General features: G+C 57.1%; 18 protein-coding genes. 7 read left to right on the top strand and 11 right to left on the bottom strand.

What is annotated here, in order from left to right:
* Positions 1 to 67: 67 nt before the first annotated feature.
* The gene (locus tag CHB79_RS08085) at positions 68 to 724 is read left to right on the top strand and encodes a YiaD family glycine zipper/OmpA-like lipoprotein (RefSeq protein WP_010486367.1); all 657 of its coding nucleotides are present in this window, start codon (positions 68 to 70) and stop codon (positions 722 to 724) included.
* Between the two features lie 190 nt (positions 725 to 914).
* Positions 915 to 3044, top strand: coding sequence for a putative bifunctional diguanylate cyclase/phosphodiesterase (locus CHB79_RS08080; RefSeq protein WP_089359515.1), 2130 nt, complete (start codon positions 915 to 917; stop codon positions 3042 to 3044).
* A gap of 21 nt (positions 3045 to 3065) precedes the next feature.
* On the opposite strand, the gene CHB79_RS08075 is transcribed toward CHB79_RS08080, so the two are convergent.
* The gene (locus tag CHB79_RS08075; RefSeq protein WP_245851438.1) at positions 3066 to 3905 is read right to left on the bottom strand and encodes an acyltransferase; all 840 of its coding nucleotides are present in this window, start codon (positions 3903 to 3905) and stop codon (positions 3066 to 3068) included.
* Between CHB79_RS08075 and CHB79_RS22180 the strand changes: the two genes are divergently transcribed.
* Entirely contained in the window at positions 3793 to 4047 is a 255-nt protein-coding gene (locus CHB79_RS22180) for a hypothetical protein (protein ID WP_245851444.1), read from the top strand. The two genes, CHB79_RS08075 and CHB79_RS22180, sit on opposite strands and share 113 nt — an antisense overlap.
* 128 nt (positions 4048 to 4175) lie before the next feature.
* Here CHB79_RS22180 and pta read toward each other — a convergent pair whose 3' ends face one another.
* From pta to CHB79_RS08060, 3 genes are all read right to left on the bottom strand, one after another.
* A complete protein-coding gene (pta, locus tag CHB79_RS08070; protein ID WP_089359514.1) occupies positions 4176 to 6269 on the bottom strand; it encodes a phosphate acetyltransferase in 2094 nt (697 codons plus the stop codon).
* A gap of 63 nt (positions 6270 to 6332) precedes the next feature.
* A complete protein-coding gene (locus CHB79_RS08065; RefSeq protein WP_089359513.1) occupies positions 6333 to 7529 on the bottom strand; it encodes an acetate kinase in 1197 nt (398 codons plus the stop codon).
* A 10-nt stretch (positions 7530 to 7539) separates the two neighbouring features.
* Positions 7540 to 7887 (bottom strand): DUF3565 domain-containing protein, encoded by a 348-nt coding sequence (locus CHB79_RS08060; RefSeq protein WP_089359512.1) that lies wholly within the window; start codon positions 7885 to 7887, stop codon positions 7540 to 7542.
* On the opposite strand from CHB79_RS08060, the gene CHB79_RS08055 reads away from it, so the two are divergent.
* From CHB79_RS08055 to CHB79_RS08045, 3 genes are all read left to right on the top strand, one after another.
* A complete protein-coding gene (locus tag CHB79_RS08055; RefSeq protein ID WP_010486378.1) occupies positions 7856 to 8341 on the top strand; it encodes an FKBP-type peptidyl-prolyl cis-trans isomerase in 486 nt (161 codons plus the stop codon). The genes CHB79_RS08060 and CHB79_RS08055 overlap by 32 nt on opposite strands.
* Before the next feature lie 149 nt (positions 8342 to 8490).
* Positions 8491 to 9000, top strand: coding sequence for a glutathione peroxidase (locus CHB79_RS08050; protein WP_010486380.1), 510 nt, complete (start codon positions 8491 to 8493; stop codon positions 8998 to 9000).
* A gap of 290 nt (positions 9001 to 9290) precedes the next feature.
* Positions 9291 to 10394 carry an NADH:flavin oxidoreductase gene (locus CHB79_RS08045; RefSeq protein ID WP_089359511.1) on the top strand — a complete coding sequence of 368 codons (1104 nt, stop codon included), beginning with the start codon at positions 9291 to 9293 and terminating at the stop codon, positions 10392 to 10394.
* Between the two features lie 104 nt (positions 10395 to 10498).
* Here CHB79_RS08045 and CHB79_RS08040 read toward each other — a convergent pair whose 3' ends face one another.
* Both CHB79_RS08040 and cysZ read right to left on the bottom strand, forming a co-directional pair.
* Positions 10499 to 11701: a glycosyltransferase family 4 protein gene (locus CHB79_RS08040; protein WP_089359510.1), complete on the bottom strand. Its 1203-nt coding sequence runs from the start codon at positions 11699 to 11701 to the stop codon at positions 10499 to 10501.
* Between the two features lie 29 nt (positions 11702 to 11730).
* Positions 11731 to 12498, bottom strand: coding sequence for a sulfate transporter CysZ (gene cysZ / locus CHB79_RS08035; RefSeq protein ID WP_089359509.1), 768 nt, complete (start codon positions 12496 to 12498; stop codon positions 11731 to 11733).
* A 267-nt stretch (positions 12499 to 12765) separates the two neighbouring features.
* Here cysZ and trxB point away from each other — a divergent pair, with 267 nt between their 5' ends.
* On the top strand, positions 12766 to 13713 hold the full coding sequence (gene trxB, locus CHB79_RS08030; protein ID WP_089359508.1) for a thioredoxin-disulfide reductase: 948 nt from the start codon (positions 12766 to 12768) through the stop codon (positions 13711 to 13713).
* A gap of 63 nt (positions 13714 to 13776) precedes the next feature.
* On the opposite strand, the gene CHB79_RS08025 is transcribed toward trxB, so the two are convergent.
* The 5 genes from CHB79_RS08025 to folM form a co-directional block, all read right to left on the bottom strand.
* Entirely contained in the window at positions 13777 to 14118 is a 342-nt protein-coding gene (locus tag CHB79_RS08025) for a HopJ type III effector protein (protein ID WP_089359507.1), read from the bottom strand.
* Between the two features lie 5 nt (positions 14119 to 14123).
* Positions 14124 to 14420, bottom strand: a complete 297-nt coding sequence (locus tag CHB79_RS08020) for a DUF1244 domain-containing protein (RefSeq protein WP_010486394.1) — start codon at positions 14418 to 14420, stop codon at positions 14124 to 14126.
* 71 nt (positions 14421 to 14491) lie between these two features.
* The gene (folX, locus tag CHB79_RS08015) at positions 14492 to 14863 is read right to left on the bottom strand and encodes a dihydroneopterin triphosphate 2'-epimerase (RefSeq protein ID WP_010486395.1); all 372 of its coding nucleotides are present in this window, start codon (positions 14861 to 14863) and stop codon (positions 14492 to 14494) included.
* A gap of 2 nt (positions 14864 to 14865) precedes the next feature.
* Positions 14866 to 15426 (bottom strand): GTP cyclohydrolase I FolE, encoded by a 561-nt coding sequence (gene folE / locus CHB79_RS08010; RefSeq protein WP_089359943.1) that lies wholly within the window; start codon positions 15424 to 15426, stop codon positions 14866 to 14868.
* Positions 15427 to 15448: 22 nt separating this feature from the next.
* Positions 15449 to 16159, bottom strand: coding sequence for a dihydromonapterin reductase (folM, locus tag CHB79_RS08005; RefSeq protein ID WP_089359506.1), 711 nt, complete (start codon positions 16157 to 16159; stop codon positions 15449 to 15451).
* Positions 16160 to 16271 lie beyond the last annotated feature (112 nt).

The raw sequence follows: 16271 nt of genomic DNA, 5'->3' as shown, positions 1-16271 counted from the left end.
TTGGTATTGTCGTCAGCCTGAGGGCACAGGTACATGCCTGTTTAACCTATGAAACAAAGGAATCTTTATGAGTAATGTGCGTAATTTTGCACTGATAGTTGCAGCTTCCACTTTTCTTGCAGCATGTACGAACAACCCGTACACCGGGGAAAGCGAGGCGGGCAAGGCTGGTATTTATGGCGGTATTGGCGCCGTTACAGGTGCTGTCATTGGTGCCGCGACCTCAAGCAAGAAGGACCGCGGCAAGGGTGCATTGATCGGTGCTGCCGTTGGCGGTGCTGCCGGTGGTGGCTATGGCTACTACGTTGACAAGCAAGAAGCTCAACTGCGCCAGAAGCTGGTGGGAACCGGGGTTCAAGTCCAGCGTAATGGCGACCAGTTGACCTTGATCATGCCGGGCAATATCACCTTTGCCAGCAACTCTTCCGATATTTCCAGCAGCTTTTACCCAACGCTGAACTCACTGGTAACCGTATTCAAGGAATTCGACAAGAACGGTATCGATATCACCGGCCATACCGACAGCACCGGTTCGCTGGCGCTGAACCAGAACCTGTCCAATGCGCGTGCACAAAGCGTCGCCTCATACCTGGCTGCAAACGGCGTGGCGAGCAATCGCATATCAGCCTTTGGTGCCGGCCCGAACCAGCCGATTGCCAGCAACGCAACCGAAGCAGGTCGTGCACAGAACCGTCGCGTAGAGATCACCCTTCGCCAGCTATAATTCAGGCGAAACACTAAGCCCTCGAATCGAGGGCTTTTTTGTGCCTGTAATTTAGCGGTGCTGGCATAGTGCTATTTTTCGACGGCTAGCTAGACTTGGGTAGAACTGAGATTCAAGAAATCCGTGCCAGAGTCGACAGCAGTGTTATAGGCCAAGGCTGAAAAACACGGGCGCAGGGTTTGGGGGATGCATGTTAGAGCCGCAATTGGATCAGGCCCCGGCTGTATCGGTGGTATTGGTGGTCGATGACCTGCAAGACAACCTGGATGCCATGCAGGAGCTACTCGAGGAACCGAGTCGAGCGATACATTGCGTTGATAATGCCATCGCCGCCTTGGCTTTCCTGCAGTGCCATGACGTCGATCTTATCTTGCTTGATGTGCAGATGCCGGACATGGACGGCTTTGAGTTCGCCAGGCGTTTGCGCGAGCAACCCAAAACGCTTTTGACCCCGATCATCTTTCTCTCCGGGCTGGATCAGACTGATGCCGTATTGGCTCGCGGCTATGCCTCCGGGGCGATTGATTTTATCAAGAAGCCATTTGATCCGGCCGTGCTCAACCACAAGGTCAGGGTGTTGCTTGCACTCGAGCGGCAACGCCGGGAGCTGAGTGCCTTGACCATGCAACTCGAAAGTGCCCGCGCATTCAATGCCTCCATCCTGGAGAATGCTGCCGAAGGCATTATGGTGGTGTCCGAGCAGGGCGAGGTGCGCTACGCCAACCCGGCAATTGCAAATATGTTGCAGCGCTCGATTGATGAGGTTATGGGCAGCCAGGTCCTGGATTTTCTGCAGGCCGAGCCTGTTGCCGGAACATGGCAAGCATCAGACTATTACCAGCGCTGGATGAACGGGGAAACATACTGCGTGCATGATGCAATGCTGTTTGCTGCCAATGCTCAGACCCTGCCCGTGGCATTGTCGTGTTCGCCGATCCCCGCGCAGCGGGCGATGGTTTTCATGGCGCTGGATATGTCCGTCACCAATAGCTTGCATGAGCAACTTGAATCGCTGGCCCTGTCAGATGCCTTGACGGGATTATTGAATCGTCGTGGCTTTCTTCAGGCCATGGCGGGCGCCTTGTCACGCCGTGATCGCAGTGGCAAGGATCTGGCGGTGTTGTACATGGACCTGGATGGGTTCAAGCGGGTCAATGACTTGCTTGGTCACGATGCGGGCGACGCACTTTTGTGTCAGGTCGCCCAACAGTTGCGCGAATGTATTCGCTCGTACGACACACTTGGGCGAATGGGGGGCGATGAGTTTACCTTGCTGCTGGACAGCCTGAGCCGGCCAGAGGATGCAGAGAGTGTCGCCACCAAGTTGATTGGTGTTGTATCCGGGCGACGCAATCTCAATGGATTTGATTTTAATCTGGGCGTCAGTATCGGCATTGCCTATTTGCCTGAAGAGGGCATGAGCATCGAGGCATTGCTGGGTGCGGCAGATATGGCGATGTACGAGGCCAAGCGTGGCGGACGTCGCCAGTACCGTATCTATACCGAGGAAATGCGCGGTCGCGAGAACTCGAAGCGTGCATTCGAGGATCAGTTGCGCAGCGCCGTGAGCCGGCAGCAATTCGCGCTCTGCTATCAGCCACAGGTTGACCTGGCAACAGGGGAGGTTCGCGGCTTTGAGGCCTTGTTGCGCCTGGGGCAAGCTGACAACAGCAGCAGACCTGCCGCCGAGTTCATCCAGGTGCTGGAAGATACGCGCCTGATCAATGAGTTGAGCTTGTGGATTTTCCGCCAGGCGGCTGAGCTGCGCCGGTCACTGGTCGGCAAGGTGGCGGATCAGGTGCGGGTGAGCATCAATATCAGCGCACTGCAGTTTGGTTTAAAGGGATTGGTCGATGAGCTGAACCTTGCACTGCGCGAGTTTGGGCTCAAGCCCGGCCAGATCGAATTGGAAGTCTCGGAAGCTGCGCTGATGCAAAACCTTACCCACAGCCGTGAGCAACTCAAGCGCTTGCGTGCCTTGGGGGTTAAAACCGCGTTTGATGGCTTTGGCCGCGGGCAGTTTTCGCTCGCGGATTTGCGTTATCTGGAGTTGGACTGCCTGAAGATCGATCGCCAGTTCATCAGTGCTATGCTCGAGTCGCAGGCTGATGCGGCAATGGTCAAGTCGATCATCGAGCTGGGGCACAATCTCGGGCTTGAGGTGATTGCCACTGGTGTCGAGAGCAAGGCACAGCGCGACTGGCTGGTGCTCCACCAATGCGATGCGCTGCAAGGCTACTTGATTGCGGCCGAACTCAGACCCGAGGAAATCAGGCTGAGCTGGGCCAATCGTTCGATTGAGCTGCAGCCGGCAGGCTAGCCGACTGCACTGTGTGCGTGGCTAGTGATGCAGGCGAGCGAGCTCGTCGTCTTTTTCTTGCCACAGCACATTGACCCACTGCTGGAACGCCTGGCGGTATTCGGCATCCTGGTCATAGTTCTTGCCAATAAACTCACGTGGGATTTTCAACTCCCTGAAATTGACCACCACCTCCTTGACTTCGCCACTTAGCAGGTTCCAGAAGCCCGGGATGCCTTGCGGGTAGTAGATGGTCACATTGACGATGCTATGCAGTTGCTCACCCATTGCATCGAGCACAAAAGCAATACCGCCTGCCTTGGGCTTGAGCAGGTATTTGTAAGGAGATTGCTGCGCCGCATGCTTGCTCGGGGTGTAACGCGTGCCTTCGAGAAAGTTGAAAATGCCTACCGGGTTTGCGCGGAATTTGTCGCAGGTGCGCCGTGTTGTCTCGAGGTCCTTGCCTTTCTTCTCCGGGTGCTTTTCCAGATAGGCCTTGGAGTAGCGCTTCATAAATGGAAAACCCAGCGCCCACCAACAGAGGCCAATCACCGGCACCCAGATCAATTCTTGTTTCAGGAAGAATTTCAGCGGGCGAATGCGCCGGTTGAGCAGGTATTGCAGTACCAGAATATCGACCCAGCTCTGGTGATTGCTGGTGACCAGGTAAGAGTGCTGGTAATCCAGATCCTTGAGGCCCTCGACCTGCCAGCGAGTGCTGCAGACCAAGTCCATCCATAGTTTGTTGCAGCTTATCCAGAACTCATGGATGAAGTTCATCAGCCAATTACACACCCGCTGTGCCGCAGCAAACGGCAAGCATATTTTCAGGAGCGTGACGGCAAACAGCGGTATGCAGCAAAACAGTGTGTTTAGCGCCAGGCAGCACACACCAATGATGCCGCGCAAAAAAGCAGGAAGGAAACTCAACATGGGGGCAAATGCCTCCAACAAGTGGGCGCGTGCGCCGATTCAGTCAAAGTCTGCAGTTTTTTACCGCAGATCGGTTTGGCGCACAGGTTAACTTGAACTGTATGAAGTTCAACTACTGCCGGGGCGGGTAGTTGCAAAAAAACGGAATTGCAAGGTTGTCGATTGATATCGCCGGGCCAGGCATGCCAAGCCGCCCGGCGATATGATTGACCCCGTTGCCTAGCTTGGCAGGTTGGCGGCCTGGATCGCGGTGAGGGCAATTGTGTAGACGATGTCGTCCACCAGCGCCCCGCGAGAGAGGTCGTTTACCGGTTTGCGCAGACCCTGCAGCATGGGGCCGACGCTGATGCAGTCGGCGCTGCGCTGGACTGCTTTGTAGGTGGTGTTGCCGGTGTTCAGGTCGGGGAATACGAAGACAGTTGCACGCCCTGCTACGGGGCTGTTGGGCGCTTTTTGGCGGCCAACGGACTCGATTGCCGCGGCGTCGTATTGCAAGGGGCCGTCGACGAGCAAACCGGGCTCACTCAACTTGGCCAGGCGGGTTGCTTCGCGCACCTTCTCGACCTCCTCGCCGGTTCCTGAGTCTCCAGTGGAGTAGCTGAGCATGGCCACGCGCGGTGGAATACCGAATGCGGTTGCCGAGGCTGCGCTTTGCAGGGCTATTTCGGCAAGCTCTGACGCACTCGGGTCAGGGTTCACCGCACAGTCGCCATACACCACGACCTGGTCCGGCAAGAGCATGAAGAATACCGAGGACACCAGCTTGTAGCCGGGTGCGGTTTTGATCAGCTGCAGCGCGGGGCGGATGGTGTTGGCGGTGGTGTGAACGGCGCCGGAAACCAGGCCATCGACTTCATCAAGGGCCAGCATCATGGTCCCGAGAACCACACTGTCTTCGAGTTGGGCGCTGGCCATGGGAGCATTCAGGCCTTTGCCTTTACGCAGCTCGACCATGGGGTCGACGTAGCGCTCGCGGATCAAGTCAGGATCCAGGATCTCGAGCCCTTGCGGCAGCTCAATGCCTTGGGCTTTCGCCACGCTCATGACCTCTTCTGGCTTGGCCAGCAACACGCAGCGAGCAATGCCGCGCTCATGGCAGATCGCAGCAGCCTGGATGGTTCTGGGCTCGTTACCTTCTGGTAGCACGATACGCTTGTTTGCCGCCTTGGCACGTTGCACCAACTGGTAGCGGAAGGCCGGCGGCGACATGCGCAATTCACGCAGGGTGCCACAGCGTTTGCCCAGCCATTCATGGTTGATGTGGTTGGCGATAAAGTCGGCGACCTTTTCCGCGCGCTCCTTATCGTCCACCGGAATCTCGCGGTTGAGACGATTGAGGTTAGTGGCGGTGTCATATGAACCGGTGCTCACCGCCATGACGGGCAAGCCGCTTTGCAGGGCACCACGACAGAGTTCGACAATACGTGGGTCCGGCGCGAAGTCGCTGCACAGGAGCAAACCGGCCAGCGGCATGCCGTTCATGGCGGCCAGGCTGGCGGCGAGGATAATGTCGTCCCGGTCACCTGGCGTCACCACCAGGGTGCCGGGCTTGAGCAATTGCACTGTGTTGGCCACGGCACGAGCACAAAGCACGATCTTGAGCATGCGCCGCTGTTCGTAATCACCTGCGTTGAGTACCCGGGCGCCGAGTAGATCGGCAATGTCGCGGGTGCGCGGGGCATTGAGTTCCTCTTCCCATGGAATACAGCCGAGGAGCAGGAAATCATCGCGCCTGAACAGTGGTGACTGCTCTGCTAGGCGCGCGGCAAATGCCTCCATGCCCTCGTCGCAGCGCACCTTGTTGAGGATGGCACCCAGTACCTTGGGGTCTTGGGGGCCGCCGAACATCTGTGCCTGGATTTCAACCCGATCACATAGTTCGCTCAGGCTTTCCTCCTCCGGTGCCGAAACCAGGATCACGTCGGCGTCGAGGCTTTTGGCAAGGTGGAAGTTGACCCGCGCGGCATAGCTGGCCTGGCGGGTTGGCACCATGCCTTCGACTATGACCACATCTTTATCAGCGGCAGCGATTTGGTAGTAGCTGATGATTTCTTCGAGCAACTCATCGAGCTGACCATCGCCGAGCATGCGTTCAACATGGGCAAGGTCAAGCGGTTTGGGGGAGTTCAGGCCGTGGGTGCGGGCAATCAGCTCGCTGGAACGTTCGGGTCCCAAGTCACCCTGATGCGGCTGTGCTATGGGTTTGAAGAAGCCGACCTTGAGCCCCGCACGCTCCAGGGCGCCGACCATGCCGAGGCTGATGGATGTCAGGCCAACGCCGAAACCGGTGGGAGAGATGAAGAAAGTATGCATGCTAGGTCCTGTCGTTAAACCCATGGGGCAGGTGTGCAAGTATGGCGCAGCGGGCTGGCGTGATCATGAGGTGTGTTGTTTCAACAACCCTAGTGTATCGAGCGCAATTTGCCGCTCCTCGTTGGTGGGGATGACCAGTACGCGAGGGTGACCCTGGGTGTGAATCGGGCCGGCCACGCCACGAACACACAGGGCGTTGGCTTCGCGGTCGAGTTGTATATTGAGCAGTTTGAGGTGCTCCACGGTTTTATTGCGGATCAGCGGTGAGTTCTCGCCAATACCGCCGGTAAAGACCAGGCCGTCGAGGCGCGTCAGTGCGCAGCTCATCGACGCCAGTGATTTGGCCAGGCGATAGCAAAATACTTCGATGGCCAGTGTGGCGCCGACATGTCCCTGCTCACGCGCCTGTTCGAGGGTGCGCATATCATTGGACAGTCCGGATAGACCGAGCACACCGCTTTCCTGGTTGAGGACACGGTCGATTTCATCGAGGCTCCAACCCAGTGTTTTGGCGAGATGACTATGCAGGTTAGGGTCGACATCACCACTGCGCGTACCCATCACCAATCCTTCCAGAGGGGTCAGGCCCATGCTGGTGTCGCGGCTTTGACCATTGACCACGGCGCAGGTTGAGCAACCGTTGCCCAGGTGAGCGATCAGCCAACTGCTGTCGCCATAGGCAAGGCCACTGAATGAGGCTGCCTGCGCGCTTACATAGCGATGACTGGTGCCGTGGAAACCATAGCGGCGCACGCCGTGCTGACGGTAGAGCGCCTCAGGCAGTGCGTAGCGAAATGCATGTTCCGGCAGGCTTTGATGGAAGGCGGTATCGAATACTGCAACCTGGGGCAGTTCGGGAAACAGCTTTATAGCCGCCTCGATTCCTTGCAGGTTTACCGGGATATGCAGCGGTGCGAGCGGCTCAAGGGATTTGATTTGTTGCAAGGCTTTGCTGTCGATGCGGCTGGCAGCAGTAAAGTGTTCCCCGCCATGCACAACGCGATGGCCAATGCCCAGCAACTTACCTTGGGTGGCATGCTCGACCAGCGGCAGGAGCTCGGCAAGTGCCAGGCGGTGGTCGGCATTGGCGATGGGTTTTGAGTCTTTGCTGCCACGATGCTGCCAATGCAATACAGCATCGGCACTACCCAGGCGTTCGGCCAGTCCACTGAGGGTGAAGTCGGACTCTGATGGGTTGACCAAGGCAAATTTGATCGATGAACTGCCGCAATTAATCACCAATATATTGCTTGGCTGCATATAGCGTTCCTTAGCACTCTGGAGCTGTGTTTGTAGCTTGCTTGGAGGCGGCTGCGCACCATCCGCAGTCAAAGGGCTTACCCAGCTGCGCACGGCGCAGTTCCGGGTTTTGCACCCATGGGCGGTTTTGCCACGGAGGCTCATGGCGCAAGTGTTGGGTATGGCCGCATGACAATACTGCCACCCAATGACCGTCTTCGTCCTGACGCAAGTCAAGCAAGCGTACGGGCATACTGCCAGTCCGTCCGTCCGGGGCGGGTTCGCTTTCGGGCGATGGCTTGGTTAAACTTGTCCGTTCTTCATTCATAAGCAAAAGGTTCCGCCCCATGCTGATCGCTGCCAATAAGGCCGTATCCATCGACTATACCCTGACCAACGACGCTGGTGAGGTGATAGATAGTTCCGCTGGCGGCGCACCGCTGGTTTACCTGCACGGCGCTGGCAACATCATTGCCGGCCTTGAAAAAGCACTGCTGGACAAGAAAGTTGGCGATGAGCTGGAAGTTTCCGTTGAGCCTGAAGACGCCTACGGCGAATACAGCGCTGAACTGCTGGCAACCCTGAATCGTTCGATGTTTGAAGGTGTTGATGAGCTGGAAGTGGGCATGCAGTTCCACGCTTCCGGTCCAGACGGCAGCATGCAGATCGTGACCATTCGCGAGCTGGACGGCGACGATGTGATAGTCGATGGCAACCATCCTCTGGCGGGTCAGCGCCTGAACTTCAAAGTGAAGGTCGTTGATATTCGCGACGCCAGCGAAGAAGAAGTTGCTCACGGCCACATCCATGGCGAAGGCGGTCACCAGCACTGATTGCTGCGTGCCCTTTGGTCACACAATACGACTTATGGTCCTGTTATAAGTGTGGCTGACTGCTAAGCTACAAGTGAGTCAGAAAGGGGCGCCTCAAGGGCGCCCTTTTTGTCCCATGGGGAATGTGCTGCAAGCTCAAGGAGCAAGCCATGAGTGCCTTTCACGATATAACTTTGCGGGCTCTTGATGGCCAGGAGCTACCGCTGGCGCCACTTAAGGGCAGGGTCGTTCTGGTGGTGAACGTGGCTTCCAAATGTGGTCTGACCCCGCAATACGCCGGTTTGGAAAAGCTCTACCAGGAATATCGCGACCACGGATTCAGCGTGCTCGGTTTGCCTTGCAACCAGTTCGCCGGACAGGAACCGGACAGCGAAGAGGCTATTGGAGCATTCTGTACTCGCAACTATGGGGTGAGCTTCCCATTGGCCAGCAAGATCGAGGTCAATGGTGCCGAGCGCCATCCCCTGTATCGCTTGCTGGCGGGTGAGGGGGCTGAGTTTCCCGGCGATATCACCTGGAATTTCGAGAAGTTCCTGGTCGGCCCCGATGGGCGCGTACTGGCGCGCTTTTCGCCTCGCATGACGCCGGAAGATCCTGCATTGATTCAGGCCATTGAAAGTAGCCTGGGTATTTCCGAGCCAGCCCTCTCTGCCAAGTAATGGACCCATTCATGTCTCCCGCAGGCAGCACGATGGTTGTGCTGCCCACAAGGCATATGACCCTTCAGCGCTGTTGTAGGCATAATCACTGACATCAATAGTGCTGGGCTTGGCGCTTGCCCGGTTCTATTGTCGCGCTCAACACATTAATGCTGCCCCTGTGGCGAATTGCACCTCGATAGCGCGGTACTGCTCTATCGTCGGACTTGCATTGATCATCATTGAATCTGTTTTGTCTGTGCGCGCATCACTCCGTCGAGTTTGATCGTGCCTGCGCTGTTGGAGAACACATGACCGCACAAGCCCTGTTTCAGCCATTTAACCTGGGCCAGTTGAGCCTTTCGAGTCGCGTGGTGATGGCGCCCATGACGCGGTCGTTCTCGCCAGGCGGGGTGCCTAACAGCAAGGTAGTCGAGTATTACCGGCGCCGGTCTGCGGCCGGGGTTGGCTTGATCATTACCGAGGGCACGACCGTTGGCCACAAGGCTGCCAACGGGTATCCGAATGTGCCGCGCTTCTATGGCGAGGATGCATTGGCCGGCTGGAAAAAAGTGGTTGATGCGGTGCATGCCGAAGGCGGCAAGATCGTGCCCCAGCTCTGGCACGTCGGAAATGTGCGCAAGCTCGGAACCGAACCTGACGCGACTGTGCCCGGCTATGGCCCGAGCGAGAAACAGAAGAACGGTGAAGTGGTTGTCCACGGCATGAGCCATGAAGATATCCGCGAAGTGATCGCAGCATTTGCCCAGGCCGCGGCTGATGCCAAGCGCATCGGAATGGATGGGGTTGAGTTGCACGGTGCGCACGGTTACCTGATCGACCAGTTTTTCTGGAAAGGCAGCAACCAACGAAGCGATGAGTATGGTGGTGACCTGGCCCAGCGCTCACGCTTCGCGATTGAATTGATCAAGGCCGTACGCGCCGCTGTCGGGCCGGACTTTCCAATTATCCTGCGTTTCTCACAGTGGAAGCAGCAAGACTACAGCGCTCGCCTGGTGCAAACCCCACAAGCGCTTGAAGCCTTCCTCAAGCCGTTATCTGAGGCCGGCGTGGATATCTTCCACTGCTCGACCCGGCGCTTCTGGGAACCGGAGTTTGAAGGCTCGGAACTGAACCTGGCTGGTTGGACCCGCAAGCTGACTGGCAAGCCAACCATCACTGTCGGCAGTGTGGGGCTTGATGGCGAGTTCCTGCAGTTCATGGTCAACACAGACAAGGTTGCGCAGCCGGCCAAGCTCGAAGGCCTGCTTGAGCGTTTGAATAACCAGGAGTTTGATTTGGTTGCAGTTGGCCGCGCCCTGCTGGTCGACCCGGACTGGGCATTGAAAGTCCGTGAGGGCCGCGAGGAACAGATCTTGCCATTTAGTCGCGAAGCCCTGATGAGCCTGGTTTAAGCGTTAGGTTTGCTTGACCGCATACTGGTTAGGCACACTCCTTGGCCCCGGCACATCGGGGCTTTTTTAGGCCTGGGATTTGAGGCCGTTGTCTTGTTTGGGCCTCAGGGTTGAGTACGGGCTGTTGGCAGGTCGGCGATGGGGATAAGTGCGTTGCGCAGATGTTGCTCAAACAGGTCAATGATAGTCGACCAGCCTTGGCGAGCAGCGTGCTGGCGGCCATTGAGACGCACCCTGCGCAGGCTTTCCGGTGTTTCGAGCAGCCAGCACGCCGCCTCGATAAAAGCCTGGTGATCCTGGGGCATTGCCAAGGCGCCATTGTGCCCATGGCGAATATGCTGGCTGGCGGCAGCTTGATCGTAAGCGACCACGCCAAGGCCAGAGGCCAGTGCTTCAAGTAACACATTGCCGAAGGTCTCGGACAGGCTGGGAAAGACGAACAGGTCGCCTGAGGCATAGTGTGCGGCCAATTGCTCACCGCGCTGCACGCCACAAAATACTGCCTCGGGTAGTTGTGCCTGCAGTTGCGCGCGTTGCGGGCCATCGCCAACCAGAATCAGCTTCAGGTTGTGTTGCGGGTAGCGTTGTTGCAGCGTCCTGAAGGTTTCGGCCAACAGCTTCAGGTTTTTCTCGGCAGCCAATCTGCCAACGTGAATGACCGCCGTGTCGGATTCTTCTAGCCCCCACTGTTTACGCAGCTCGCTGGAGCGCTTGGCCGGATTAAACAGTTGGCTGTCCACGCCGCGCGCAAGCAGTTCCACGCGCTCGAAGCCGCGACGCTCCAGTTCAATTTGCTGGCTGACACTGGGCGCGAGGGTCATGCGTGAAGCATTGTGGAACCAGCGCAGGTAATTGGTGATCAAGCGCGTCAGTATGGCCGCACCATAGTGCCCGCTATATTGCTGGAAATTGGTATGAAAGCCGCTTACAACCGGGATATTCAAACGCCTGGCGGCACTCAATGCCGACCAGCCAAGCGGCCCTTCGGTGGCGATATATACAACATCGGGCCGCTCCTTGCGCCAGCGGCTGAGCAGCTTGTGCCGCGCCGACTGTCCCCACTGTAGCCCAGGATAACCGGGCAGTGGCCAACCGCGTGTGAGTAGCAGGTGTTCGTCGCTTTTGCGCGTTTGGTCGCTGCTTTGCCGAGGCCTGACCAATTGCAACTGATGGCCGCGCGCGCGTAGCCCGTTGACCAGTCGCTCAAGAGTATTGGCCACGCCGTTGATTTCAGGCGTGAAGGTTTCGGTGACTAGCGCGATATACAAGGATGATGTGCTCATGACAGCAGTCTCGACTGCCGTCATGTAGCGAGTGTGACGCTTTTATTGTGAAATTATGACGCTGCTTGGCCGGGCGCCTTGGTGGCGCGAGTGTCCCCGCGCTCACGCACCCAGAACAGGGTTGCGCCCGCCACGGCTGCGGGCATCATCAGGATGTTGACAAAGGGTATCAGCAGCGCGGCGTAGGTAATGCCGCCGAAACCAAGGCTCTGCCAGCGCTTTTCGCGTAGCCAGGCAAGCATGTCCTGCCAGCTCATCTTGTTGTTGTCGGCGGGGTAGTCGATGTACTGGATCGCCATCATCCAGACGCCGAACAACAGCCACAAAGGCGCAGCAATAATGTTGACCACCGGGATAAACGACAGGATGAACAAGCCAATGGCCCGCGGCAAAAAGTAACCCAGCTTGCGCATCTCGCGGCTCAGCGTGCGCGGGATCATTGCCACCAGTTCGCCCCAGCTGAAGGGTGGGAAGTTGTCTTCCCCGCGTACGACTACTTCGACTTTCTCGGCAAGAAAGCCGTTGAAAGGGGCTGCGACAATATTGGCGAGCATGGTGAATGTGAAGAAGATCATCAGCAACACCAGGACCACAAACAGCGGCCAGATGATGTACTCCAGAAAGCTCAGCCAACTGGGCAGGTTGGGCATGAAAGTGTCGACCCAACTACTGAATTGCTGGGTGGCAACGCCTACCAGGGCGCCAAACAACAACAGGTTGATCAGCAGAGGCAAGAGTACGAACAGGCGCAATCCAGGGCTAAGCACCAGTTTCAGGCCTTCGCTGAGGTATTGCGGTCCAGACAGTACGGGAGCAGGCATGGAGATTTCCGTGAATAACAAGTTGTGCCGACCTTACCGGCTTTGGCGCCCTGGGGAAAGTCTGCGCTAACGCTGGTAGGCCGACTTTAGAGGCTTATAGTCGCGCTCTATGCGTTGAATTGTTAAAGCAAATTTCCAACACTCAAAGTGCCTCGATACTCTTGGCCCCAGTTAAATTTTGGGGCTACTGCTTTGACCATGACCTTCCCCTAGGTGTCCGGGTAGTCCCGCTTTATTTGTCAGGCTCAGCGCCTGTAGGAGTCAACTATGTCGGCTACACGCCATGCACGCGTCATTATTCTCGGTTCCGGGCCTGCCGGTTACAGTGCTGCGGTCTATGCCGCACGCGCCAACCTCAAGCCGCTGCTGATTACCGGCATGCAGGCGGGCGGCCAGCTCACAACCACCACTGAAGTCGATAACTGGCCAGGTGATGTGCACGGTTTGACCGGCCCGGCCTTGATGCAGCGTATGCAGGAACATGCCGAGCGCTTTGAAACCGAGATCGTTTTCGACCACATTAATGCCGTCGATCTGGCCGGTAAGCTGTTTACCTTGGTGGGCGACAACGCCACCTATAGCTGCGACGCGCTGATCATCGCGACCGGCGCCAGTGCGCGCTATTTGGGGTTGCCGAGTGAGGAAGCCTTTATGGGCAAAGGCGTTTCAGCCTGCGCCACTTGTGACGGTTTTTTCTACCGCAATCGCGAGGTCGCGGTGGTTGGCGGGGGTAATACCGCTGTTGAGGAAGCCTTGTACCTGGCCAATATCGCCAGTAAGGTGACCTTGATCCACCGTCGTGAAACCTTCCGCGCCGAGAAGATCCTGCAAGACAAGCTGCAGGCGCGGGTTGCCGAGGGCAAGATCGAGCTCAAGCTCAACGCCCAGGTTGACCAGGTGCTGGGCGATAACATGGGGGTTACCGGTGTGCGCCTGCTCAATAATGACGGCAGCCACGCGGAGTTGAAGGTCGACGGGCTGTTCGTCGCCATCGGCCATACCCCGAATACCACATTGTTCGAGGGCCAGCTTGCGCTAAAGGATGGCTATCTTGTGGTGAATGGCGGTCGTGATGGCAATGCCACTGCGACCAGTGTGCCGGGTGTGTTTGCCGCAGGTGATGTGGCCGATCATGTCTACCGCCAGGCGATCACCTCAGCGGGTGCAGGCTGCATGGCCGCGCTGGATGCCGAGCGCTACCTTGATGGCCAGTAAGGATCAGGTCAGTTAACAAAAGCCCCGCATCATGCGGGGCTTCTGGTTTGGGCTGTAGCGTGCTTATGCAGCGCGGGAAAGCGGCTGCTGGGCAAATTTGACTGCGCTCAAGCCATGCACCATCAGCGCACGGATGTTGGCGTGATCCGACCCTTCAGGGGTCGCCAACACGCTGCGATAGTGTTCGCCAAAGCAGCGCAAGGCTTCTTCGTTGCTCAGTTGTTCGAGTAACGCAAGGCCCAGGGTCTTGCACGAGCCTTCATTTTGCCCGGCTGGGTTTTCAACGCCGCCATTGGTAAAGGCGCTGGGCTGGTAGACATAATGCTTGGCAATAAAATCCAGGGTTTCGGCAAAGGTGAATGTGTCGCTATTGAGACGTGTACGAAACGCGTGCAGGGCACTCATGCAACTTATCCTTTGCTGGTTTTATTGTTCATCGCAGCCAATTGTTCGGCTGTGGCTTCTTTCTGGTATTTGGCTTTCCAGTCGGCGTACGGCATGCCGTAGATTTCTTCGCGTGCCTGGTCTGGCGTAATGGCTACACCACTGTCATCAGCGGCTGCCTTGAACCATTTTGACAAACAGTTCCGGCAGAAACCGGCCAGGTTCATCATGTCGATGTTCTGCACATCAGGCCGGCTGCGCAGGTGTTGCACCAGGCTACGGAAAGCCGCAGCTTCGAGTTCGAGACGTTCTTGGTCAGTCATGGCAATGCTCCGGGTGGGCAGGGCAATAATGCGCCGATAATAAAAGGCCAGCAGGCGGGCGGCAATCCTGCCTAGCGATGTCCGGCCAGGGTGATGGATACCGATTCGGCAAAGCGCAGGGCATGTGGCTTGTCGACCTCTACTTCAGCGTAGCGTACGGCCTCGTTGCGCATGACCAAATCGAGAATTTCCTGGGTCAGGCGCTCGAGCAGGGCGAAGCGGTTGTCTTCAACATGCTGGATGATAGCCTTGGTGATGGTGCGGTAGTTCAATGCGTGGTCGATATCGTTGTCGCGCACAGCTTCCACTGCCGGGTACAGAATAGTCAGGTTGATCAACACATCCTGCTTGTTGTTAATCTCTTCCTCCTTGATCCCGATAAAGGTGCGCAGGCGTAGATCCTTGACGCGGATGCGCGCCATTCCCGGTTCCAGTCGCGGCATGGTTATTTACTCCGTCCGATCAGTTGCAAAAATTCGTGGCGGGTATTGTACGACTCACGAAAGGCACCCAGCATCACCGATGTATTCATGATCGAGTTCTGCTTTTCGACACCGCGCATCATCATGCACATGTGCTGGGCCTCAATAACCACTGCAACACCCGCTGCCTGGGTCACTGCCTGGATCGAGTCGGCAATTTGCCGCGTCAGGTTTTCCTGAATTTGCAGGCGACGGGCGTACATATCGACTATTCGGGCTATTTTTGACAGGCCCAGCACTTTGCCGGTCGGGATATAGGCAACATGCGCCTTGCCAATAAAGGGCAGCAAGTGATGCTCGCACAAGGAGTAGAGCTCGATATCCTTGACGATGACCATTTCATCGTTATCGCTGGCAAAAAGAGCACCGTTTACCACTTCCTCAAGGCTCTTGTCGTAACCATGACACAGGTATTGCATGGCTTTGGCCGCACGCTTTGGCGTGTCCAGCAAGCCTTCTCGCTCGGGGTTTTCGCCCACTGCGATCAATATTTCACGGTAGTGCTCGGACAGTTGGTCGTTCATATTGAAACCCTCGGGGTCCGCCTCACTTGAGGTGGCGGCCGCCATTTACGGTAAGCGTGGTGCCCGTGGTGTATGGCGAGTCGAGCAGATAGCGTACGGACTGGTAGATCACAGCTGGACCGGGCTCAATGCCCAATGCTGATTTGTTCAAGGCTTTGTTGCGGTAGTCTTGGTCGTCATCCGGGTTGAACATGATCAGCGCGGGGGCAATGCTGTTGACCTTGATGCGTGGTGCATATTTGGCGGCAAAGGACAGGTTCAGGCTTTCCAGGCCTGCCTTGCTCGCGCAATAGGCTATATGTTTGGCGCTGCCCTTGCGCGCCACATCATCGGTAATGTGGATGATATCGGCGCAGGACGACTGCTCCAGCAACGAGGCACAGTGCAGGTTGATCAGGTAGGGCGCCAACATGTGCACGTTGCTCATTTGCTGGAAGGTTTCGGCTTCGTGGCCCGGTTGTTCGGCCCGCCAGCTGGAGGCATTGTGAATAATGGCCCGCAGGCTTTGGGTCTGCTTTTTCAGTGTCTCGATAAACTCGAGAATACTGGCCTCTGAATTGAAGTCGGCCTGTATCGCCCTTGCTCCACGTTCACGTAGATGCTGAATGCTTTCGCGTTCGGTCCGATAGGTGACGATAACCGCATGGCCCTCTTCCAGCAGGCGCTCGGCGCAGTACAGGCCAATGCGTTGACTGGCTCCGGTAATCAGGATCGGGGCTGGGTTGGGGCTCATGCTTTACTCGGGTTGAAGGTGGAGGCTGTTCAGTCAGGTGCGAGCGCGTGCCGAACCCTGCCTAAAGCTATACCAGCAGTGGGTGTTGTACAACCATGCGGGCATATGCCTC

Origin of the sequence: Pseudomonas segetis (assembly GCF_900188155.1) — a bacterium.
In the GTDB taxonomy this organism is placed as follows: domain Bacteria; phylum Pseudomonadota; class Gammaproteobacteria; order Pseudomonadales; family Pseudomonadaceae; genus Aquipseudomonas; species Aquipseudomonas segetis.
The sequence above is the reverse complement of the archived record's forward strand: the minus strand, read 5'-3'. Positions and strand labels throughout refer to the sequence as shown.

What these genes read in the sequence shown, in the direction of transcription:
- CHB79_RS08085 (WP_010486367.1), top strand. Translation starts at nt 68, where the DNA reads ATGAGTAATGTGCGTAATTTTGCACTGATAGTTGCAGCTTCCACTTTT.
- CHB79_RS08080 (WP_089359515.1), top strand. Translation starts at nt 915, where the DNA reads ATGTTAGAGCCGCAATTGGATCAGGCCCCGGCTGTATCGGTGGTATTG.
- CHB79_RS22180 (WP_245851444.1), top strand. Translation starts at nt 3,793, where the DNA reads ATGAAGTTCATCAGCCAATTACACACCCGCTGTGCCGCAGCAAACGGC.
- pta (WP_089359514.1), bottom strand. Translation starts at nt 6,269, where the DNA reads ATGCATACTTTCTTCATCTCTCCCACCGGTTTCGGCGTTGGCCTGACA.
- CHB79_RS08065 (WP_089359513.1), bottom strand. Translation starts at nt 7,529, where the DNA reads ATGCAGCCAAGCAATATATTGGTGATTAATTGCGGCAGTTCATCGATC.
- CHB79_RS08055 (WP_010486378.1), top strand. Translation starts at nt 7,856, where the DNA reads ATGCTGATCGCTGCCAATAAGGCCGTATCCATCGACTATACCCTGACC.
- CHB79_RS08060 (WP_089359512.1), bottom strand. Translation starts at nt 7,887, where the DNA reads ATGGATACGGCCTTATTGGCAGCGATCAGCATGGGGCGGAACCTTTTG.
- CHB79_RS08050 (WP_010486380.1), top strand. Translation starts at nt 8,491, where the DNA reads ATGAGTGCCTTTCACGATATAACTTTGCGGGCTCTTGATGGCCAGGAG.
- CHB79_RS08045 (WP_089359511.1), top strand. Translation starts at nt 9,291, where the DNA reads ATGACCGCACAAGCCCTGTTTCAGCCATTTAACCTGGGCCAGTTGAGC.
- CHB79_RS08040 (WP_089359510.1), bottom strand. Translation starts at nt 11,701, where the DNA reads ATGACGGCAGTCGAGACTGCTGTCATGAGCACATCATCCTTGTATATC.
- cysZ (WP_089359509.1), bottom strand. Translation starts at nt 12,498, where the DNA reads ATGCCTGCTCCCGTACTGTCTGGACCGCAATACCTCAGCGAAGGCCTG.
- trxB (WP_089359508.1), top strand. Translation starts at nt 12,766, where the DNA reads ATGTCGGCTACACGCCATGCACGCGTCATTATTCTCGGTTCCGGGCCT.
- CHB79_RS08025 (WP_089359507.1), bottom strand. Translation starts at nt 14,118, where the DNA reads ATGAGTGCCCTGCACGCGTTTCGTACACGTCTCAATAGCGACACATTC.
- CHB79_RS08020 (WP_010486394.1), bottom strand. Translation starts at nt 14,420, where the DNA reads ATGACTGACCAAGAACGTCTCGAACTCGAAGCTGCGGCTTTCCGTAGC.
- folX (WP_010486395.1), bottom strand. Translation starts at nt 14,863, where the DNA reads ATGCCGCGACTGGAACCGGGAATGGCGCGCATCCGCGTCAAGGATCTA.
- folE (WP_089359943.1), bottom strand. Translation starts at nt 15,426, where the DNA reads ATGAACGACCAACTGTCCGAGCACTACCGTGAAATATTGATCGCAGTG.
- folM (WP_089359506.1), bottom strand. Translation starts at nt 16,159, where the DNA reads ATGAGCCCCAACCCAGCCCCGATCCTGATTACCGGAGCCAGTCAACGC.